Annotated in this window: 17 protein-coding genes; 6 read left to right on the forward strand and 11 right to left on the reverse strand. The window is 64.8% G+C overall.

What is annotated here, in order from left to right; all coding sequences use genetic code 11:
• Positions 1-67 precede the first annotated feature (67 nt).
• The 4 genes from PVZ78_RS20940 to PVZ78_RS20955 form a co-directional block, all read right to left on the reverse strand.
• Positions 68-1,507: a mechanosensitive ion channel family protein gene (locus PVZ78_RS20940; RefSeq protein WP_009049973.1), complete on the reverse strand. Its 1,440-nt coding sequence runs from the start codon at positions 1,505-1,507 to the stop codon at positions 68-70.
• A 412-nt stretch (positions 1,508-1,919) separates the two neighbouring features.
• Positions 1,920-2,546, reverse strand: a complete 627-nt coding sequence (ycaC, locus tag PVZ78_RS20945) for an isochorismate family cysteine hydrolase YcaC (RefSeq protein WP_038633891.1) — start codon at positions 2,544-2,546, stop codon at positions 1,920-1,922.
• A gap of 57 nt (positions 2,547-2,603) precedes the next feature.
• Positions 2,604-3,287, reverse strand: coding sequence for an isochorismatase family protein (locus PVZ78_RS20950; protein WP_028682082.1), 684 nt, complete (start codon positions 3,285-3,287; stop codon positions 2,604-2,606).
• 97 nt (positions 3,288-3,384) lie between these two features.
• Positions 3,385-4,251: a pirin family protein gene (locus PVZ78_RS20955; RefSeq protein ID WP_273829190.1), complete on the reverse strand. Its 867-nt coding sequence runs from the start codon at positions 4,249-4,251 to the stop codon at positions 3,385-3,387.
• Between the two features lie 110 nt (positions 4,252-4,361).
• Between PVZ78_RS20955 and PVZ78_RS20960 the strand changes: the two genes are divergently transcribed.
• The 3 genes from PVZ78_RS20960 to dkgB all read left to right on the forward strand — a co-directional run bounded on the left by PVZ78_RS20960 (position 4,362) and on the right by dkgB (position 6,924).
• Positions 4,362-5,267 (forward strand): LysR family transcriptional regulator, encoded by a 906-nt coding sequence (locus PVZ78_RS20960; protein WP_273829191.1) that lies wholly within the window; start codon positions 4,362-4,364, stop codon positions 5,265-5,267.
• Positions 5,268-5,392: 125 nt separating this feature from the next.
• A complete protein-coding gene (locus PVZ78_RS20965; protein ID WP_009049978.1) occupies positions 5,393-5,932 on the forward strand; it encodes a PaaI family thioesterase in 540 nt (179 codons plus the stop codon).
• A gap of 188 nt (positions 5,933-6,120) precedes the next feature.
• Positions 6,121-6,924, forward strand: coding sequence for a 2,5-didehydrogluconate reductase DkgB (gene dkgB, locus PVZ78_RS20970; protein ID WP_273829192.1), 804 nt, complete (start codon positions 6,121-6,123; stop codon positions 6,922-6,924).
• Positions 6,925-6,928: 4 nt separating this feature from the next.
• Here dkgB and PVZ78_RS20975 read toward each other — a convergent pair whose 3' ends face one another.
• From PVZ78_RS20975 to PVZ78_RS21000, 6 genes are all read right to left on the reverse strand, one after another.
• Positions 6,929-7,408 (reverse strand): hypothetical protein, encoded by a 480-nt coding sequence (locus PVZ78_RS20975; RefSeq protein ID WP_028682085.1) that lies wholly within the window; start codon positions 7,406-7,408, stop codon positions 6,929-6,931.
• Between the two features lie 368 nt (positions 7,409-7,776).
• The gene (locus tag PVZ78_RS20980; protein ID WP_029526230.1) at positions 7,777-8,193 is read right to left on the reverse strand and encodes a hypothetical protein; all 417 of its coding nucleotides are present in this window, start codon (positions 8,191-8,193) and stop codon (positions 7,777-7,779) included.
• A 162-nt stretch (positions 8,194-8,355) separates the two neighbouring features.
• Entirely contained in the window at positions 8,356-9,072 is a 717-nt protein-coding gene (locus PVZ78_RS20985) for an MgtC/SapB family protein (RefSeq protein ID WP_007927856.1), read from the reverse strand.
• 375 nt (positions 9,073-9,447) lie between these two features.
• Positions 9,448-12,213: a magnesium-translocating P-type ATPase gene (gene mgtA / locus PVZ78_RS20990; RefSeq protein WP_273829193.1), complete on the reverse strand. Its 2,766-nt coding sequence runs from the start codon at positions 12,211-12,213 to the stop codon at positions 9,448-9,450.
• A 559-nt stretch (positions 12,214-12,772) separates the two neighbouring features.
• The gene (locus tag PVZ78_RS20995) at positions 12,773-14,107 is read right to left on the reverse strand and encodes a lysine N(6)-hydroxylase/L-ornithine N(5)-oxygenase family protein (protein WP_101282939.1); all 1,335 of its coding nucleotides are present in this window, start codon (positions 14,105-14,107) and stop codon (positions 12,773-12,775) included.
• A gap of 131 nt (positions 14,108-14,238) precedes the next feature.
• Positions 14,239-14,721, reverse strand: coding sequence for a sigma-70 family RNA polymerase sigma factor (locus tag PVZ78_RS21000; protein WP_016702389.1), 483 nt, complete (start codon positions 14,719-14,721; stop codon positions 14,239-14,241).
• Between the two features lie 332 nt (positions 14,722-15,053).
• On the opposite strand from PVZ78_RS21000, the gene PVZ78_RS21005 reads away from it, so the two are divergent.
• Genes PVZ78_RS21005 through PVZ78_RS21015 form a run of 3 tightly spaced genes read left to right on the forward strand, consistent with a single transcriptional unit; the run spans position 15,054 to position 19,617 of the window.
• Positions 15,054-16,226: an efflux RND transporter periplasmic adaptor subunit gene (locus tag PVZ78_RS21005; protein ID WP_273829194.1), complete on the forward strand. Its 1,173-nt coding sequence runs from the start codon at positions 15,054-15,056 to the stop codon at positions 16,224-16,226.
• A complete protein-coding gene (locus tag PVZ78_RS21010) occupies positions 16,227-18,200 on the forward strand; it encodes a MacB family efflux pump subunit (protein WP_273829195.1) in 1,974 nt (657 codons plus the stop codon).
• Between the two features lie 7 nt (positions 18,201-18,207).
• Entirely contained in the window at positions 18,208-19,617 is a 1,410-nt protein-coding gene (locus PVZ78_RS21015; RefSeq protein ID WP_273829196.1) for an efflux transporter outer membrane subunit, read from the forward strand.
• Between the two features lie 75 nt (positions 19,618-19,692).
• Here the strand turns inward: PVZ78_RS21015 and pvdP are convergent, their stop codons facing one another.
• Positions 19,693-21,315 carry a pyoverdine maturation tyrosinase PvdP gene (gene pvdP, locus PVZ78_RS21020; protein ID WP_273829197.1) on the reverse strand — a complete coding sequence of 541 codons (1,623 nt, stop codon included), beginning with the start codon at positions 21,313-21,315 and terminating at the stop codon, positions 19,693-19,695.
• Positions 21,316-21,471: the final 156 nt, after the last annotated feature.

The following is a 21,471-nucleotide window of genomic DNA, read 5'->3' on the forward strand; positions in this document are numbered from 1 at the left end:
CCGCGGTGAATGGCCGCTGCGCGGATCGCGCGCAAGCTGCGCTCCTACAGAGGCTGTGTATTGACGGTCAGGCGCGGTTGCGCAGCCATTGCATGAAGCCTCTCTTCACCGCCGGCCGCGGGGTTTCCTGGGTCAGGGTCTGGGCGATGTGCTGGCGGAAATCCAGGAGGTTTTTCATCGCCTCATTGATATCGCGTCGCGCGTCCAGGCACGGCTTGAGGTACTCGTTTTCGATGCGGTAGAGGGTGCAGAAGGTCTTGGCCGAGAAGTCCGCCGCGTTCGCCTGATCGGCGATGCCCGCCTCGCCTATCACTTCGCCCGGCCCCATGCGCCCGGCTTCGAACGGCTTGCCATCGCGGATCAGGCTGACCGAGACCACCCCCGACTCGATGATCAGCAGGTGATCGCTGACCTCGCCCGCCGGCAGGATGGTCTCGCCGGCGCGGAAGGTTTGCAGGGTCATGTTCTGGCTGAAGGTTTCCTTCTCCTCCTGGCGCAGGGTGGAGAAGATGCTCGAACTGTCCAGCAGCGCCCGCGGGCGCGACAGGTTGGCCGCCACGCTGCTTTCACCGGTGGACAGCAGGCTGACGCCGGACGCCTGCAAGTGACGGAAAGCCAGGTCGAACAGCTGGTTGCGCACTTCGCGCTTCTGGCTCATGGAGGCCACGAAGCCGCTGATCTCGTACTCCACCCCGGCGTTGCCCGAGCTTTTCAGGGCCACGCTGGGGGCCGGCTTGGGGAGCAGGAAACGGCAACCGAGCATGGCCCGCTCCAGCGCCTCGATCACCGTTTGCGGCCGCGCATGGGGGCTGACCTGGAGGCTGATGGACAGCCCGTGCATATCGGCGGGACGGCTGAAGTTGATGATCTTGGCCTTGGCCGCCAGGGAGTTGGGGATCACCGCCATGCTGCCCTGGGAGGTCTGCAAGCGGGTGGCGCGCCAGTCGATGTCGGTGACCCGGCCTTCGGTGCCGTCGATGGAGATCCAGTCATCGAGCTGATAAGGCTTGGTGGTGTTCAGCACGATCCCGGAGAACACGTCGCTGAGGGTGCTTTGCAGCGCCAGGCCGACAATGATCGCCACCGCGCCGGAGGTGGCCAGCACGCCCTTGACCGGCAGTTCCAGCACATAGGCCATGGCGGCGATGATGGCGATCAGGAAAATCACCGCGCCCATCAGGTCCTGCAACAGCCGCCCGGTATGCCCGACCCGTTGCATCATCAGGGTGCCGAGCAGCACCGTCAGGGTCCGCGCGCCGAACAGCCACCAACCGATCTGCAACCCGGTGGCGGCCAGGTGCAGCGGCACGTCCTCCGGCCAGGGCGCCGCCTGCATCGGGTTCAGGCCCTGGTTGAACAGCAGCACGCTGTACAGGGTGAAGATCAGCACCCGCACCAGCAGCTTCCAGTAACCGCCCCGCGCGCCGATCAAGCGCCACAGCAGCATGTCCAGCAGGATCAGCACCAATGCGGCGAACAACGGGTGGTCGGCGAACAGAATCGACATCAAGCAACTCCAGCACAGTCAGAGGCGCGACAATCTCACACAAGCGACCTTGCAGGTATAGCCGGAAAAACAAAAACAGGGGCCTCATGGGAGGCCCCTGTCTGTAACGCCTTCGTTCACCTCTGTAGCCGCTGGCGCAGCCCGCGTTCGGCGGCGTAGCCGTCGTCAAGGACGAGCACGCGGTTCGACAGGCGGACCGCATGCCCTGGGTCGCGCTTGCTGCGCAAGCGATCGCAGCCTTCGGCAGCGGCTACAGGTATGGTCACCGTGTAGCCGCTGCCGAGCCTTGGCGAGGCTGCGATCGGCAACGCAGTTGCCGCAACCCCTGAGCCCCGGACCTGCCTGGAAAATGCGTTGGCCGGTTTACGGGGCTGCGCCCCGATCGCAGCCTTCGCCAGCGGCTACCGGCAGGTCATTTGCCGGTGGTCAGGGTGGTGTAGCTGGTGATCAGGTTGCGGTAGTCCGGGATGTGGTTGGAGAACAAGGTGCCCAGGCCCTCGATGTCGTTGCGCCAGTCGCGGTGCAGCTCGCAGGCCAGGCCGAACCAGGTCATCAGCTGCGCGCCGGCGGTGGACATGCGGTTCCAGGCAGAATCGCGCGTCAGCTCATTGAAGGTGCCGGAGGCGTCGGTCACCACGAACACCTCGAAGCCTTCTTCCAGGGCCGACAGCGCCGGGAACGCCACGCAGACCTCGGTCACCACGCCGGCGATGATCAGCTGCTTCTTGCCAGTGGCCTTGATCGCCTTGACGAAATCTTCGTTGTCCCAGGCATTGATCTGGCCGGGCCGGGCAATGTACGGCGCGTCCGGGAACAGCGCCTTGAGCTCGGGCACCAGCGGGCCGTTGGGGCCGGTTTCGAAGCTGGTGGTGAGGATGGTCGGCAGCTTGAAGTACTTGGCCAGGTCGGCCAGGGCCAGCACGTTGTTCTTGAACTTGTCCGGGTCGATGTCGCGCACCAGGGACAGCAGGCCGGCTTGATGATCGACCAGCAGGACAGCGGCGTTGTCTTTGTCGAGACGTTTGTAGGTGGTAGTCATGGGGTAGTCCTCGCTTCTTATCGATACCGAAGGGAAATCGGCGTGGGGGGTGTTCGTTCAGCGCTGGGAGTCCAGCACTTCGTGTTCATTCGCCACTTGCTGGGCCTTGAGGTAGCTCTCGATCAGCAACTGATAATGCGGCATGGCCTGGGCGTAGACCGCGGCCCATTGCTCGGCGTCCGGGCGGTTCCACGAACCCTGCAGTTCGGAGAGCGTGGCCATGATGTCGATCGGCACCACCCCGGCCTGGGCCAGGCGGGCGATGGTCAGATCGGTGGCCAGGCGCGAATGGTTGCCCGAGGCATCGACCACCGCGAACACCTTGTAGCCTTCATGCACCGCGGCGATCGAGGGGAACGCCAGGCAGACGCTGGTCAGGGTACCGGCGATCACCAGGGTTTTCTTGCCGGTGGCCTCGACCGCCGCCCGGAACTCGGGATTGTCCCAGGCGTTGATTTCGCCTTTGCGGGCCACGTACCGGGCATGGGGGGCTTCCTGGTGGATTTCCGGGATCAGCGGGCCGTTGGGCCCCTGGGGTACCGAGGCCGTGGTGATTACCGGCATCTGCAACAGGGTCGCGGCTTTCGCCAGGGCGATGGCATTGGCCCGCAGTTGCGGCACGTCCATGTCCTTGACGATCTGGAACAGGCCGCTCTGGTGGTCGATCAGCAGCATTGCCGCGTCGTTGGGGTCGATGGTCGGTTTCAGGCCATTGAAGTTGGCCGCGTTGAGGGTGTTCATGTGCAGTTCCTCTGGTGTCTAGGCATTTATTTAAGGCAACAGCCATCCCTGGCCCTGAAACCGGCCTACACATCCTGTGCAAGTCGGTAAGGGGGTGTCAGCCAGGCATCTGGCCGAAACGGCCGGACTGGAAGTCGACGAATGCCTGGTGGATCTCGGCCTCGCTGTTCATCACGAACGGGCCATGGCCGACGATGGGCTCGTCGATCGGTTCACCGCTGAGCAGCAGCACCACCGCGTCGTCGTTGGCTTCCAGGCTGATCTGGTCACCATCGCGTTCGAACAGCACCAGCTGACCTTCGCGCACCAGCTCCTGGCCATTGACCTGGACCGTGCCGCGCAGCAGCACCAGGGCGGTGTTGCGCCCCTGGTGCAGGTCGAGGGTCAGGGGCTTGCCGGCATTCAGGCGGATGTCCCAGACGTCGATCGGGGTGAAGGTGCGCGCCGGGCCCTTGACGCCCTCGAACTCGCCGGCGATCAGCCGCAGGGTGCCGGCCTTGTCCTTGAGAGCGATGGCCGGAATGTCGCCATCGAGAAGGGTCTGGTAACCGGGGGCGGCCATCTTGTCCCGCGCCGGCAGGTTGACCCACAGCTGGACCATGTCCAGGGTGCCGCCAGACTGGGCGAACGCTGCGGAGTGGAATTCCTCGTGGAGAATCCCCGAGGCCGCGGTCATCCATTGCACGTCGCCAGGGCCGATCTTGCCGCCGCTGCCGGTGGAGTCGCGGTGTTCCACCTCGCCCTTGTAGACGATGGTCACGGTTTCGAAGCCGCGATGGGGGTGCTGGCCCACGCCACGGCGCCCCTGGGTCGGGGTGAATTCAGCCGGGCCGGCGTGGTCGAGCAGCAGGAACGGGCTGATGTGCTTGCCCAGGTTGTCGTAGGAAAACAGCGTACGAACCGGGAAACCATCGCCCACCCAATGAGACCGTGGGCTGGTGTAGATACCGATGATGTTTTTCATGCGGGTGCCTCCGACATGGGTGAGTTATTTCGTGGATACACCTTAAAACCCATACCTTTGATGCACTAGACTGCAAAAATCGTCCTTAGCGTTCTATTTGGAGAACGACGGTGGAAGACCTCAACACCCTCTATTACTTCACCCAGGTCGTCGAACACCGGGGTTTCGCCGCCGCCGGGCGCGCCCTGGACATGCCCAAGTCCAAGCTCAGCCGACGCATTGCCCAGCTCGAGGAACGCCTCGGCGTGCGCCTGATTCACCGCACCAGCCGCCACTGCTCGCTCACCGAGATCGGCCATGAGTACTACCAGCGCTGCCTGGCCATGCGCGTGGAGGCGGAAAGCGCCGCGGAAGTCATCGAGCGCAACCGTTCCGAACCCCAGGGCCTGGTGCGCCTCAGTTGCCCGACCGCGCTGCTCAACTCCTGGGTCGGGCCGATGCTGACCCGCTACATGCTCAAGTACCCGCTGGTGGAGCTGTTCATCGAGAGCACCAATCGCCGGGTCGACCTGATCCACGAAGGTTTCGACATCGCCCTGCGGGTGCGCTTCCCGCCGCTGGAAAGCAGCGACCTGGTGATGAAGGTGCTGGGCAACAGCACCCAGTGGCTGGTCGGCCACCCGGACTTTCTCGCGCGGCTGTCGAGCCCCGCCTCGCTCGCCGACCTCAGCGGCCTGCCGAGCCTGCACTGGGGCTCGGCGCAGCGCGAATACCAGTGGGAGCTGTTCGGCCCCAACGAAGCCCTGGCGCAGATTCGCCACAAGCCGCGGATGGTCACCGACGACCTGATCGCCCTGCGCCAGGCGGCCCTGGCGGGGATCGGCATCGTCCACCTGCCCAGCGTGGTGGTGCGCGACGATGTGGCCGCCGGGCGCCTGGTGCAGCTGGTACCGGACTGGGCGCCCAAGTGCGGGATCGTCCATGCGATCTTCCCGTCGCGCCGTGGCCTGCTGCCGTCGGTGCGCACCCTGATCGACTTTCTCGGCGAGGAGTTCAGCCGCAGCGATATCACCTGAGGATGCGCTCCAGGTGAAGCCAGGCTGAATCTTCCGACCTGTGGCGTTTTTGACACTGGCCGAAATAATATTTCGAACATAATATTTTGCTCGTCATCTTATTCCGCCCAGTGAGGAAAACGCCCATGCAAAGCCCATCCCGCGAGGCCACCCTGGCCCAGTGGATTGCCCAGGAACAGGCCATGCGCGCACGCCTGGCCGGTCCGGGCAGCCTGTCCCTGGCCGAAGTCAGCGCCCTCTCCCCCAGCGAATTCTTCGATGGCATCGGCAACGGCGAACTGCCCTCGCCGCCCATCGGCACGCTGATGGATTTCATCCCCATCGAATGGTCCGCCGGGCACTTCGTGTTCCAGGGCACCCCGGATGCCCGCCATTACAACCCGCTGGGCAGCGTGCACGGCGGTTATGCCGCGACCCTGCTGGACTCCTGCATGGGCTGCGCGATCCACACCCGGCTGAACAAGGGCCAGGGCTACACCACCCTGGACCTGCGCATCAGTTATGTACGGGCCCTGACCGGCAGCAGCGGGCCGATCCGCGCCGAAGGCAAGATCGTCCACCTGGGCCGCTCCACCGCCCTGGCCGAAGGGCGGATCTACGATGTCGATGGCCGCCTGTACGCCACCGGTTCCACCACCTGCATGATCCTCGAAGCCCGTGGCTGAACCTGTCGCGTGTGGAGGTGGGTGATTGATGGGGGTCGCCCGGTTGCTCCTGCGGGGCGTGCGTCGTCTCTGCGGGAGCCGGGGATATTCGTGATTCGCGGTAAAGATTCCTTTGCCTGTCCGGCGGTTTTTCTCAAAGGTACGGACCGGGATACTCGTGGCCTTTCCACTGCCATCTGGAGTCATCCATGTCTGTACCTGCTTTCGGCCTCGGCACCTATCGCCTGCAAGGCCAGGTGGTCATCGACTCGGTCAGCACCGCGCTCGAGCTGGGCTACCGGGCGATCGACACCGCACAGATCTACGAGAACGAAGCCGAGGTCGGCCAGGCCATCGCCGACAGCGGCATCCCCCGCGACGAGCTGTTCGTCACCAGCAAGATCTGGGTCGCCAATTTCGCCCGCGACAAGCTGATCCCCAGCCTCAAGGACAGCCTGCGCAAGCTGCGGACCGACTACCTGGACCTGACCCTGATCCACTGGCCGTCACCGGACAACCAGGTGCCGGTCGAAGAGTTCATGGCAGCGCTGCTGGAAGCCAGGCAGCTGGGGCTGACCCGGCAGATCGGGGTTTCCAACTTCACCAACGACCTGATGAAACAGGCCATCGCCGCGGTGGGTGCCGAACACATCGCCACCCACCAGATCGAACTGCATCCTTACCTGCAGAACCGCAAGGTCGTGGAGTTCGCGCAAAGCCAGGGGATTCACATCACCTCGTACATGACGCTGGCCTACGGGGAAGTGCTCAAGGACCCGATCATCCAGCAGATCGCCGAGCAGCATCGGGCGACGCCGGCTCAAGTGACCCTGGCCTGGGCCATGCAATCGGGTTATGCGGTGATTCCCTCCTCGACCAGGCGCGCGAACCTGGAAAGCAACCTCAAGGCCTGTGCCCTGACCCTGGGCGAAGCAGACATGCGGCGCATCGCCGAGCTGGAGCGCGGGCATCGCCTGACCAGCCCCGCCGGCATTGCACCGGCGTGGGACTGAGGTCCTAGCGCACCACGACATTCAACCGAATGCCGTCGGGCGCTATTTCTTCCTCATTGGAGCTGCCGGGAAACGTTCCGGCCGCCGGGGTCCTGCTCCGGCGGCCGGTGTCGATGGCCCTCATCAAGCGGCTGATGGTCTCGTAGTCCGGCAACGGCAGGCTGCTGATATACAGCTTGCGTCGCGAGCCGGGTGGAATCGATGGCATGCCGAGAAGCTCGGAGTCATAGACCAGTACGTGACGGACCTGCGGGTTATCCATGCAGAACGCCACGATATCGAGCCGGGCCTGCAACCCCAGAGAGGCGTTGATGATCAGCAGGTCCATTGGCTCACTGCCATATTCCACGATGTTCAACACCTCGATGAGTCGATACATCGGTGCAATCCGGTAATAGCCCAGCTGGTTCAGCACCCGCTCGATTTTCATTCGATGAAAATGCTGTTCATCGGCGATCAGGATTCGTAACGTTTTATTCGGCATTTTTTCGCGACCATGAAAAAGTCTGAGATGACAGGCTCCAAGCCTACGAATAAAGGCTAGGGGAGCAGCCGAGTGTTTTCTCTAAGGTTTTTCTGAAAAGCCCTACTCCACATTACTAAAATACGGCTTTCCCCTACTTTTTAAGCCTGAAATGCTCGTTTCCCTGGGATATCCACGGGCATCGGCGGCATACACCCAGTATCGATGGGCAGCTTTGGGCCCTGCTTCTTGCCCGGCCCGGGGGAGACAAAAGGCCCGCCCGGCCCCGGCAGAGGCCATCGGAAAACCGCTGGCCAGGTGGTGGTGTCCGCCGCCAGCAGTACGACGCAAGCCCTGTTCCCAGCCACTGCGGGGGGCTATTCCAGTATTCAGCAGGTTCGGTCTTTGCCCGAGGAGGGAGGATTGATATGGGCAATGAAGCGCAGGAGGATTTCCTGCGTTGCGCCCTGCACCCAGAGAATCTCCTGTAACGCAGAAGCGCCGAGGACCACCGGCAATGCATGGTCGGTGCGGCCGCCGTAGATCATGGCATGGCGGATCTGCGGGTTGCCCTGGCAGAACACGCCGGCGTCCACCCCGGCGGCAAACGCCAGCTCGCCGCTGAGCAGCAACAGGTCGAAGTTCTCGAAGGGCTCGCAGGAATAGTGGGTCAGGGTTACCAGTTCGCGGAAAGCCTCCACCGTGGCGACGCGAAAGTAACCCAGGCCATTCAACACACGCTGGATGCGTCCACACCGTTCCCGGGACGCGTCGGCAATCAGTATTCTCAGGCGTTTGTTGGGCATCGGCGTGGCAACTCTCGGTTGAACACAGAGGTTCAACAGACTATCCGATGGCCCCCGGCCGACTCTTTAAGACGATTCGCAAAAATCGCTGTGAACAGGAAAATTTTCCCTCTCGGCAAAAACCTGCCGTTTACAGGCCCATCGACCCGGCGCTCGCGCGGTTCATTCGGTGGTACTGGGACTCCAGAATGCCTGCTCCACCAGGGCCGAGGTGGACAGCCGCGCCACCAGCGCGTCGAGTTCGTCGCCGTCCACCGAGGTGGTGGCCAGGGTCGCTTCGATCTCCACGTCGTCGTTGCCGAAGGCATGGACATCGATGTCGCTGGCCGGGTAGTTACTGCGCTCCAGCTCCGCTTCGAGCAGGGCGAACACGGCTTTCTGCTTGGAGCGATGGGCGATCACATAGACGATGTTGGTGACCTCGGCGGAGATCACGTCCAGCGGCTGGCGGTTGATGTTGTTGACGATCGGCCGCAGCAAAGTATTGGCCGCCAGCACGAACAGCGTGCCGAGAAAGGCCTCGAGGATCAGGTCGGCACCGGCGCAGGCACCCACCGCCGCCGAGGCCCAGAGGGTGGCCGCGGTGTTCAGGCCGCGCACGTTGCCCTCTTCGCGCATGATCACCCCGGCACCGAGAAAACCGATGCCGGACACCACATAGGCCACCACCCGCACCGCGCCTTCGGCGCCGCCGAGACGGTTGGCCATGTCGACGAAAATCGCCGCGCCCACCGCCACCAGCACGTTGGTGCGCAGGCCGGCGGTGCGCTGCCGGTATTGGCGCTCGAAGCCGATCAGGCCACCGAGGATAAAAGCCGCGCTGAGGCTGACCAGGGTGTCCACCAGGGAGGTCAGGTTGATGTTCTGGAGTGCTTGCATGAATCAAGTCCTTGAGTACGCGACGGTCGGTTGCCCCTACAGGATAGGTGCACTTTGCCGGAGCGAGCGGGCGGCGATCCAACCGCCCGCGATGAGGCCGGCCAGGGTGCCGGGTATCTTGCACCGGCTGGTATTACGAGCAGATGGCGATTGCCGGTTGGCCCGCGGAACCAGAGCCGCTGCACGGCCCATCGCGGGCAAGCCTCGCTCCTACGGATAGATGGCGCTCATCGGGCAAGCGCTGGATTGACCCTGTAGCCGCTGCCGCAGGCTGCGATCGGCCCGCAGGGCCGTGGCGATCGTGCCAACGCCGGAGGACCTGCGGTCCTGGCGCAGCCTGCGGCAGCGGCTACAGGATTTGGTGCGGCGTTGCGCTTATTGCCAGCCGAACCGGCGGATATAAAAGCCCTTCACCGCCTGGGTCAGCGCCATGTACGCCAGCAGGATCACCGGCAGGAACACGAAGTACAGCGACGGCAGCGCCTGCAGCTTGAAGTAGTGCGCCAGCGGGCCCATGGGCAGGAAGATGCCGATGGCCATGATCACCAAGGTCATCACCAGCAGCGGCATGGCCGCGCGGCTTTGCAGGAAGGGGATCTTCGGCGTGCGGATCATGTGCACGATCAGGGTCTGGGTCAGCAGCCCGACCACGAACCAGCCGGACTGGAACAGCGTCTGGTGGTCCGGGGTATTGGCGTCGAACACGTACCACATCAGGGCGAAGGTGCCGATGTCGAAGATCGAACTGATCGGCCCGAAAAACAGCATGAAGCGCCCGACGTCCGCCGGCTGCCAGCGCTGGGGCCGGGCCAGCATGTCCTCGTCGACGTTGTCGAACGGGATGGCGATCTGGGAAATGTCGTACAGCAGGTTCTGTACCAGCAGGTGCATCGGCAGCATCGGCAGGAACGGAATGAAGGCACTGGCCACCAGCACCGAGAACACGTTGCCGAAGTTCGAGCTGGCGGTCATCTTGATGTACTTGAGCATGTTGGCGAAGGTCCGCCGCCCTTCCAGCACGCCTTCCTCCAGCACCATCAGGCTTTTCTCCAGGAGGATGATGTCCGCCGCCTCCTTGGCAATGTCCACGGCGCTGTCCACCGAGATGCCGATGTCCGCGGTGCGCAATGCCGGCGCATCGTTGATGCCGTCGCCCATGAAACCGACCACATGGCCATTGCCCTTGAGCAGGCGGACGATGCGCTCCTTGTGCGAGGGCGTGAGCCGGGCGAAGACATTGGTGGTTTCCACGGCCTTGGCCAGTTGGGTATCGCTCATGCGCTCGATGTCGTTGCCCAGCAACAGGCCCTGTTGCTCCAGGCCGACTTCGCGGCAGATCTTCGCCGTCACCAGCTCGTTGTCGCCGGTCAGTACCTTCACCGCCACGCCATGGGCGGCCAGGGCCTGGAGGGCCGGCGCGGTGCTTTCCTTGGGCGGGTCGAGGAATGCCACGTAGCCGATCAGGGTCAGCCCCTGTTCGTCCGCCAGGCTGTAGCTGTCGCCGCCCCGCGGCATCGGCCGGGCGGCCACGGCCACCACCCGCAGGCCTTCGCCATTGAACTCGGCGGTGACCTGGCGAATCCGCGCCAGCAGCTCGTCGCTGAGCATTTCCTCGGCGGCGCCATGGCGCACCCGGGTGCACACCGCCAGCACCTCCTCCACCGCGCCCTTGCAGATCAGCAGGTGCGCACGCTCCTTCTCGGCCACCACCACCGACATGCGCCGCCGGTTGAAGTCGAAGGGAATCTCGTCGACCTTCTGGAACGCCGTGCCGACCCGCAGCTCGCGGTGCACTTCGACGTGCTCCAGCACCGCCACGTCCAGCAGGTTCTTCAGGCCGGTCTGGTAGTAGCTGTTCAGGTAGGCCATTTCCAGCACGTCCTCGGACTCCTCCCCCCAGACATCCACATGCCGGGCGAGGAAGATCTTGTCCTGGGTCAGGGTGCCGGTCTTGTCGGTGCACAGCACGTCCATGGCGCCGAAGTTCTGGATCGCGTCCAGGCGCTTGACGATGACCTTCTTGCGCGACAGGAACACCGCGCCCTTGGCCAGGGTCGAGGTGACGATCATCGGCAGCATTTCCGGGGTCAGGCCCACGGCGATGGACAGCGCGAACAGCAGCGCCTCCATCCAGTCGCCCTTGATGAAGCCGTTGATGAACAGCACCAGCGGCGCCATGACGAACATGAAGCGGATCAGCAGCCAGCTGACCTTGTTCACCCCGTTCTGGAACGAAGTCGGCGCCCGGTCGGTGGCCCCGACCCGCTGGGCCAGGGCGCCGAAATAGGTGGCATTGCCGGTGGTCAGGACCAGCGCGGTGGCCGCGCCGGACACCACGTTGGTGCCCATGAACAGGATGTTGTCCAGCTCCAGCGGGTTGAGGGTGGCGGTGTCCTGCTGGCGCGGGAATTTCTCCACCGGCAGCGATTCGCCGGTCATCGCCGCCTGGCTGACGAACAGGTCCTTGGCGCTGAGCACCCGGCAATCGGCGGGGATCATGTCGCCGGCCGAAAGCTGGATCAGGTCGCCCGGCACCAGTTGCCGGATCGGCAGTTCCAGGCGTTGCAGGCCCTGGTGCGCCACCGCCGCGCCATGCAGCCTGGCGAACACCGACGGCGCGCTATCGAGCACATCGCGCCGCAGCACCGTGGCAGTGTTGCTGACCATCGCCTTGAGGGCGTCGGCGGCCTTGTTCGACTTGGCCTCCTGCCAGAAACGCAGCAGCGTGGAGAGCACCACCATGGAAAAAATCACCGTGGCCGCCTTCATGTCTTCGGTCAGCCAGGAGATCACCGCCAGCAGGGTCAGCAGCAGGTTGAAGGGGTTCTTGTAGCAATGCCACAGGTGCGTCCACCAGGGCAGCGGCTGCTCATGCTCGACCTCGTTGAGGCCATGCCGTTCGCGCAGGGCCTGGGCCTCGGCTTCGCTCAGGCCATCGGTGTGGCTGCCGAGGCGTTGCAGCAGGTCCGCGGCCTCGTCGTTGGCCGCGGCCACCAGGGTCTGCGCCAGGCTGGGCGGTACATCGCGGCTGACGCTGGCGTCGCTGAAGCTTTCCAGCAAGGCCAGGCGGCGAAAGTGCCGGGCGAAGTGCCGGGTCCGCAGGAAGCCGGCAAAAAACTCTTTGAGCAGGGTGAGGTTCATGGTGTGTCCCCTAACGGTCGGCGCCGGGAGACTCACAGCCAGGTCGGGTTCGCCGGCCGCGCGAACAGGCGCAGCCGTAGCGCGGCGATGCGTCAGGCATCACCCACTGTTGCAGTGTCGATGAGAAGGACATCGGGAACGGGCCCTGAAGGCCACGGTCGGGAAGCCGCCGCTCGCTGTTACGGCGAGACAACGGCGCAAAAAAGCGGGCGCGTTATCTTGCCGGGAAGGCGCCGGTTATCGAAACCGGCCGACTACTGTCACTCGAACAAGTACCCACTGTGGGTCTCCGCTTGATGGAAAACGCGCGAAGCTTACGCCGCGGTTTTTGCCGAGTAAATCGGCGGCAAAGGCCCGGGCGGGGGAATCGAAAAGTTCTTCAGCGAAGGTTCAGGAATAGGCCGATGGAGATGGCCAAGCGGTAGGAAATATGGGGGGATCGAAGACGTTGGACCTGTAGGAGCGAGCTTGCTCGCGAGGCGTCGGAGTAGTCGACGGAGCGTGCAAGCCGGGTCATTTTTTCGCGAGCAAGCTCGCTCCTACAAAGTTACCCGGGCAATCAGCTGGCGGTGGCCAGCAGCAGGTCGCGCACCGAACGGCTGTGGCGGCCTTTGTCGTGCTCGTACAGCGAGGCGGCGATTTCCTCGGCACGAATCGGCAGCACCGACAGCAAGGTGTCGCTCAGGCCATGGCTGGCCTGGCTGAAGCCCTGGGTGTAGATGCCGGCCTTGCAGCGCTCGTCGGTGATGACCCGGTAGTTGCGGTCCACTTCGAAGTCGCCCAGGTAGGCTTCCAGCGGCGCCAGCAATGCGCGGTGGGTCTGGCGCTCGTAGCCGGTGGCCAGGATCACCGCGTCGTAGTGGCGGGTGCTCAGCTCGCCGGTGGAGGTGTTGCGCAGCAGCAGCTCGATGCCCTGGGCGGTGGCGGTGGCTTTCTCCACGGTGGTCAGGGTGCGGAAGGCATGGCGCGCGATGCCGGAGACTTTCTGGCGGTAGAGAATCCCGTAGATGCGTTCGATCAGGTCGACGTCCACCACCGAATAGTTGGTGTTCTGGTACTCGTGGACCAGGCGCTCGCGCTCGCCGCTCGGCTGCTGGAACACCAGGTCGGTGAAGGCCGGCGAGAACACTTCGTTGACGAACGGGCTGTCGTCCGCCGGCTTCAGCGCCGAACCGCGCATCAGTATGTCCACCTGCACCGATGGGAAGCTGTCGTTGAGGTCGATGAAGGCCTCGGCGGCGCTCTGCCCGCCCCCGATGATCGCCACGTTCATCGGCTTGCCGCTGGTGCATGGCTGGTTGGCCATGCGTTCCAGGTAGTGCGCGTGGTGGAACACCCGGCCGTCGTCCTTGAGCGCCTTGAAGGTGTCCGGGATCAGTGGCGTGCCGCCAGGGCTGACCACTACCGAACGGCTGGTACGGACGAATTCCTGGCCCTGGCTGTCGCGGGAAATCACCCGCAGTGCCTCGACCTGCTGATTGTGCAGCACCGGTTCGATGGCCAGCACCTCTTCGCCGTAGCGGCTCTGCTCCTGGAAGTGCCCGGCGACCCAGCGCAGGTAATCGTTGAACTCCATGCGGCACGGATAGAAGGTGCCCAGGTTGATGAAGTCCACCAGGCGGCCGTGGTGCTTGAGGTAGTTGACGAAGGAGTACGGGCTGGTCGGGTTGCGCAGGGTCACCAGGTCCTTGAGGAAGGAAATCTGCAGGTCGCTCTGGGCCACCAGGGTGTTGCCGTGCCAGCGGTAGTCGGCCTGCTTGTCGAGAAACAGCGCGTCCAGCGGCCCCTGGATCTGGCCACGTTCTTCCAGCGCGATAGCCAGCGCCAGGTTCGAGGGGCCGAAACCGATACCGATCAGGTCGTGAACGATGGTCGATGCAATTGCCTGTGTCATTTCCAGTGTCCTCTGGATAAATCCCTCAACGCGGGGAGAAATCGACGGTGACCTGATCGGCCCATGGCGAGGCAGCAGGTCGTCTGTTGAGTAGGAACGAGGACAGTGAAAAAAAATTTAACAAAGAAGGATCAATGGGCGTCCCACTGCCGGACCCGCACCCGGCAATGTTTCATCGCGTTGACGATGTGCTTCTCCACCAGGCTGCGGGAGATCCCCAGGCGCTCGGCGATCTCGGGGTGGGACAGGCCTTCGAGCTTGCGCAGCAGGAAGCTTTCCCGGCACAGCGCCGGCAGCTCCGCCAGCGCCCGTTGCAGCATGTCCAGGCGCTGGCCGTGGTCGATGCTGGTTTGCGGCGAGGGGCTGAAGAAGCGCTCTTCATTGTCGAGCACATCCAGCGGCTCGACCTGGCGCAAGGCGTTGCGCCGATGGCCATCGATCACCAGGTTCAGCGCGGTGCGATAGAGGAAGGCCCGCGGTTGCTCGATCGGCGTGTCGCTGGAGCGCTCCAGCACCCGCACGTAAGCGTCATGCACCACATCTTCGGCCACCTGCAGGTTGCCCAGCTTGGCGTTGAGGAAACACACCAGCTCGCGATAGTAGTTTTCCAACATGACTCCCGACCGCGATACGCGGCTTTGTCCTTGAGCACAACCGGCGCCCCGCCCCAGGGCAGGCGATTCGATGATGGCAGTTTAGAAGTGGCGTAATTTATAGTAATTCTCATATAGATTTAAAGTACTGAGTCGATTCGCCGACTTTATTTTCTTCGTCTACATTTTTCGCCCCAGCTGTAACTCCATGTGTCCATGCTTAAATTCCCTCTGTTTTCCCTCGTTTACCTGACAGCTCCCCGTATCTGTCGCTCCATCGACAGCCTCCAGCCAGCGCCCATGCCACGGGCCAGGCCGGACGACGGGCCGATTTCCATTGGCCGGAACCCTGCATGAAACGTCCCCGTCATCCCCGACGCGCCCTGCTTGTCACCCTGTGTCTGATTCCCATCGTCGCCCTCGCCGCCTGGCAGATCCTGCCGCCAGGGCGCGACCAGTTCGCCACCGTGCAGGTCAGCCGCGGCACCATCGAAAGCAGCGTGACCGCCTTGGGCACCCTGCAACCGCGGCGTTATGTCGACGTCGGTGCCCAGGCGTCCGGGCAGATCCGCAAGATCCACGTCGAGGCCGGCGACCCGGTCAAGGAAGGCCAGCTGCTGGTGGAGATCGACCCCGCCACCCAGCAAGCCAAGCTCGACGCCAGCCGCTTCTCCATCGAGAACCTGCAGGCCCAGTTGCAAGAGCAGCGGGCGCAGAACGAGCTGGCCCGGCAGAAGTACCAGCGCCAGCAGAACCTCGCCGCCGGTGGCGCGACCCGCGACGAAGACGTGCAGACCGCCCGCGCCGAACTCAAGGCCACCCAGGCGCGGGTCGACATGATCCAGGCGCAGATCCGCCAGGCCCAGGCCAGCCTGCGCAGCGACCAGGCCGAGCTGGGCTATACGCGGATCTATGCGCCGATGTCCGGCACCGTGGTCGCGGTGGACGCCCGCGAAGGCCAGACCCTCAACGCCCAGCAGCAGACACCGCTGATCCTGCGCATCGCCCGGCTGTCGCCGATGACCGTCTGGGCCGAAGTCTCCGAAGCCGATATCGGTCACGTCAAACCGGGCATGAGCGCCTACTTCACCACCTTGAGCGGCGGCACCCGGCGCTGGACCAGCACCGTGCGGCAGATCCTGCCGATTCCGCCCAAGCCGCTGAACGAAAGCAGCCAGGGCAGCGGCAGCCCCAACAGTTCGAGCAAGAGCGGCAGCGGCCGGGTGGTGCTCTACACCGTGCTGCTGGATGTGGATAACGCCGACAACACCTTGATGGCCGAAATGACCACCCAGGTGTTTTTTGTCGCCGAGCGCGCGCAGGACGTCCTCACCGCGCCGCTTGCCGCCCTGCAGGGCAGCGCCGAGAGCGGCATGCAGCTGGCCCGGGTGGTGGCGAAAAACGGTTCGATCGAGGAGCGCAAGGTGCGGGTCGGCATCAGCGACCGCTTGCGCATCCAGGTCCTGGACGGCCTCGACGAAGGCGATCACCTGCTGATCGGTCCCGCGCAAAGCAGCGGAGGCTGAATGCAGACCCCGCTGATCGACCTCAAGGACATCCGCAAATCCTACGGTGGCGGCGACACGCCGCAAGTGGACGTGCTGCGTGGCATCGACCTGTCGATCCACGCCGGCGAATTCGTCGCCATCGTCGGCGCTTCCGGCTCCGGCAAATCGACGCTGATGAACATCCTCGGCTGCCTCGACCGCCCGACCTCGGGCGAGTACCTGTTCGCCGGGGAAAACGTCGCCCGCCTGGGCAGCGACGAACTGGCCTGGCTACGCCGCGAAGCCTTCGGCTTCGTGTTCCAGGGCTACCACCTGATTGCATCCGGCTCGGCCCAGGAAAACGTCGAGATGCCGGCGATCTACGCCGGCACCCCGGCGGCCGAGCGCCATGCCCGCGCCGCCGCCCTGCTCGACCGCCTGGGCCTGGCCAGCCGCACCGGCAACCGCCCGCACCAGTTGTCCGGCGGCCAGCAGCAGCGGGTGTCGATCGCCCGCGCACTGATGAACGGCGGCCACATCATCCTCGCCGACGAACCCACCGGCGCCCTCGACAGCCACAGCGGTGCCGAGGTCATGGCGCTACTCGACGAGCTGGCCAGCCAGGGCCATGTGGTGATCCTCATCACCCACGACCGCGAAGTCGCGGCGCGGGCCAAGCGCATTATCGAAATCCGCGACGGCGAGATCATCAGCGACACCGCCGACGACCACCCCCAGGTCCAGGCCAGCGCCAACAGCGGCGCGCTGCAGGCGGTGGACCTGCGCCAGCGCCTGGCCGACGGCAGCGAACACAACGGCGCCTGGAAAGGCGAACTGGTGGACGCCGTGCAGGCGGCCTGGCGGGTGATGTGGATCAACCGTTTCCGCACCGCCCTGACCCTGCTGGGGATCGTCATCGGCGTGGCCTCGGTGGTGGTGATGCTGGCAGTGGGCGAAGGCAGCAAGCGCCAGGTCATGGCGCAGATGGGCGCCTTTGGCTCGAACATCATCTACTTGAGCGGCTACTCGCCCAACCCGCGCACGCCCGAGGGCATCGTCACCCTGGACGACGTCGCGGCCCTGGCCAACCTGCCCCAGGTAAAACGCATCATGCCGGTCAACGGCGCAAAGGCCGGGGTGCGCTTCGGCAACGCCGACTACATGAGTTATGTGGGCGGTAACGACACCAACTTCCCGGAGATCTTCAACTGGCCCGTGGCCCAGGGCAGCTACTTCAGCGACGCCGACGAACGCTCGGCGGCGGCGGTGGCGGTGATCGGCCACAAGGTCCGGGAAAAGCTCCTCAAGGACGTGGCCAACCCCATCGGCCAATACATCCTGATCGAGAACGTGCCGTTCCAGGTGGTCGGCGTGCTTTCGGAAAAGGGCGCCAGTTCCGGCGACAGCGACAGCGACGACCGCATCGCCGTGCCCTACTCCGCCGCCAGCATCCGCCTGTTCGGCGACCATAACCCGCAGTACGTGGCGATTGCCGCCGCCGATGCCAGCCGGGTCAAGCAGACCGAGCGCGAGATCGACGAACTGATGCTGCGCATGCACGGCGGCAAGCGCGACTTCGAACTGACCAACAACGCCGCGATGATCCAGGCCGAGGCCCGGACCCAGAACACCCTGTCGCTGATGCTCGGCGCCATCGCCGCGATCTCGCTGCTGGTGGGCGGCATCGGGGTGATGAACATCATGCTCATGACCGTGCGCGAACGCACCCGCGAGATCGGCATCCGCATGGCCACCGGCGCCCGCCAGCGCGACATCCTGCGCCAGTTCCTCACCGAGGCGGTGATGCTCTCGGTGGTCGGCGGCCTGGCCGGGATCGGCGTGGCGCTGATCATCGGCGGCATCCTGATCCTCAGCGAAGTAGCCGTGGCCTTCTCCCTGGCCGCGATCCTGGGGGCCTTCGCCTGCGCCCTGGTCACCGGCGTCGTCTTCGGCTTCATGCCGGCCCGCAAAGCAGCCCGACTCGACCCGGTCACGGCCCTCACCAGTGAATGATCGACCTATGAAAGCGCCCCTCAGCCTTATCGCCGCCAGCCTGTTGCTGGTGGCCTGCAGCGGCCCCGCGCCGCGCCCGGACAGTGGCTTGCAGGCACCGCCCGCCTGGCACTCGCCGCATACCGCGGCCGCGCAGCAGGACAACCGGCAATGGTGGACCCGCTTCGGCAGCCCGGAACTGGAGCGCCTGGTCGAACAGGCCCGCCTGGGCAGCCACGACCTGGCCGCCGCCATGGCCCGGGTGCGCCAGGCGCAGGCCAGTGCCGTCATTGCCGGCGCGCCCTTGTTGCCCGCCGTCAACGGCACCTTCAACGCCAACCGCCAGAAGCTCATGCGGGGCAACGGCTACAGCCAGCTGAATGCCGACAGCAACAACAAGGCCGTGGACTATTTCGATGCCGGCCTGAGCGCCAGCTATGAAATCGATTTCTGGGGCGGCAAGCGTGCCGCCCGGGACAGCGCGCTGCTGGGCGTGCAGGCCAGCGAATTCGACCAGGCCACCGTGGAGCTGACCCTGCTCAGCGGCGTGGCCAACAGTTACGCCCAGGTGCTGTCGCTGCGCGAGCAGAGCCGCATCGCCGAACTCAACCTGGCCAATGCGCAAAGCGTGCTCAGGCTGGTGCAGACCCGCTACGACTCGGGCTCGGCCACCGCCCTGGAGCTGGCCCAGCAGAAGAGCCTGGTGGCGGCGCAGCAACGCCAGGTGCCGCTGGTTCGGCAACAGACCGAAGAAGCCCTGATCACCCTCGCCGCCCTCCTCGGCCGGCCGGTACAGAGCCTGACCTTGAGCGACCAGCCTTTAGCCCGACTGAACTGGCCGGACATCGATGCCGGGGTGCCCAGCGACCTGCTGGCCCGCCGCCCCGATATCGCCGGCGCCGAAGCCCGGCTGGCGGCGGCCCGGGCCGATGTCAAAGTGGCGCGGGCGGCGATGCTGCCCAGCGTGACCCTGACCGCCAACCTCGGCTCCGGCGCCAACCAGTTCGATGACGTGCTACGCAGCCCCTTCTACAACCTGACCGCCGGGCTGGTGGCGCCGATCTTCAACAATGGGCGCCTGAGCGCCGAGCGCGACCGGGCCACGGCCCGCCAGCAGGAACTGCTGGAAAGCTACCGCGCAGCGATCGTCAATGGCTTCGCCGATGTGGAAAAGGCCCTCAACAGCATTCGCGGCCTGGACCAGCAGCGGCAATGGCAAGACGAAGAACTGAGGCAGGCGCAACGCGCCTTCGAGATATCCCAGAGCCGCTACCAGGCCGGCGCCACCGACCTGCTCACAGTCCTGGAAACCCAGCGCACCCTGTACACCGCGCAAGACCAGAACGTGCAGCTGCGACTGTCCCGGGTGCAGTCGAGCATTGCCCTGTACAAAGCCCTGGGCGGTGGCTGGAAGACACTCGAAACGAAGAAGCGCTGAATAAAGAGCCTCTAAATAAAACGCTGAAAAAAAGCGCGGGCCCTGCAACAGGACCCGCGCCGCTGCCTTGCCAACTTACACCTTCAGGTGCTGGGCGTACCAGGGACGCCGGGGGGCCCGCTTGAGCAACTGCGGCACTTCCTCGTCACGGCTCAGGGCGATACGCAAGGCCAGCTTCATGACCTCCTGGTCCATCTCCAGCGACATCTCGCCCGGCGCGTTGCCCAGCGGGCCGCAACCATGGGTCGAGGCCCCCAGCCACGGGTCGTCGACCTCGACCCAGCGCCCGGGCGCGAACCACGGCACGCCGTTGACCTCCCGGCGCAACACTTCACCGGGATGGAAGCGCTCATGGGCGCGGAACCAATCGTCGATGCGGTCATCGATCCAGCCATGGAACTTCCAGAACATCGGATGCACATGGGACGAGAACGGGTCGCCGAGAAAGTCGTTCTGCGCCAGGTACCAGCGTCCGGCGAAGTCCGAGGACACCCGGGCCTCCATGACCGGCATGCCGTTGGCAGGGTCCCGGGCGACATCGGCCCAGCGCATGTGCAACCAGTCATGCAGGCCCAGCTCGACCTCCGAGCCGAACTGCCCCAGGGTCAGGCGGCTGAGGTAGTCGGGATCCTGGTACTGCGACTCCCAGACCTGGAAGTTGCCATAGAAGGCCGCATCGCTTTTCAAGCCATGCAGCCACTGGGTGAACTCTTCATCGTCGTCGGCGATCCAGGCCGGCGGCACCGAGCAGCCGTCGTGATTTTCGTAGTAGCGGATAAAGCCCAGACGATCCTGCTCGAGGCGCGGGGACGGCAAGGGCAGCTGCTGCCAGGACACCAGGTCCGGCTGTAACGAACGCGCCTGCAACAGCATGTGCCGGTGCATGAAGAGGAAATCGATCCCCGAGGCATTGCGATGCTTGCGTCGTCCACGGGCATCGCGCTCGTGCTTCAGCGGTCCCGGCTGCCAGCCAAGCCCGCGCAGGCTGCTGCGCTTGTCCTTGGGCAAGGAATGCCAGCGATCCCGGGAGGCATGCCAGAGCTGGTGGAACAGGCGATGCTGCGGGGACACCAGCCAGGCCAGCAACTCGGGGCTCAGGCCGCTCTGCTCCCGGGCCGCGGGAAAGGCCCGCTTGCGCGCCACGAAGCGCACCACGGATACCGGCGCCAGGAGCGACACCTGCAACGACTGCAGGCGGCCACTGAGGGTGCCGCTGCCGGCATTGCCCCAGTTCGCCCAGACCTCGTCGAGCACCACCTGGCACTCATGGCTGGGCGCGCCGCTGAGCTGGCCGCCGGGGAACAGCCGCCAGCACAATTTCGCGGCGTCCACCGCCGCCAGCTCGCCCTGCACCCGAAACTCCACCGGACCGTCGCCCCGCAGGCTTTGCGCACGCCCCAGGAAGCCCCGCAGGCCGCGCCCGGTCGGACCGACATCGAGCACCAGTTCACAGCCGCGACGCGGCAGCGGTGCGTCGGCATCCAGGAACTCGATGTCCCAGATGCCCCGCAGGTGATCGGCAAGGCGCACGCCCGGGTCGAGGGCGACTTCCAGCTTGGCTTCCCCCGGGGTGATTTCCAGTTCTTCCTGACGATGCACATCCAGGCGCTGCAACTCCTTGCGGGTGTAGAGCGCCACAGGAATAGCCGCCCCCGTCACCGCCAGACCGGTCAAAAATCCTCGTCTCGAAAACCTCATCGCTCTACCTATATCCAGTGGCGCCTCACGCATCTAGCTAGAACGTTGGATTTGCACGGAAATTTACCGGCGAGCCGCTCCCGGGCCGCTAAATTTGCCGCCGGCCAGCTCGTTTATCGCGGATAGATGTGCACAAAAAGGTCGGGCCTGGAAGCA

Origin of the sequence: Pseudomonas sp. SBT1-2 (assembly GCF_028640875.1) — a bacterium.
GTDB lineage: Bacteria > Pseudomonadota > Gammaproteobacteria > Pseudomonadales > Pseudomonadaceae > Aquipseudomonas > Aquipseudomonas chlororaphis_I.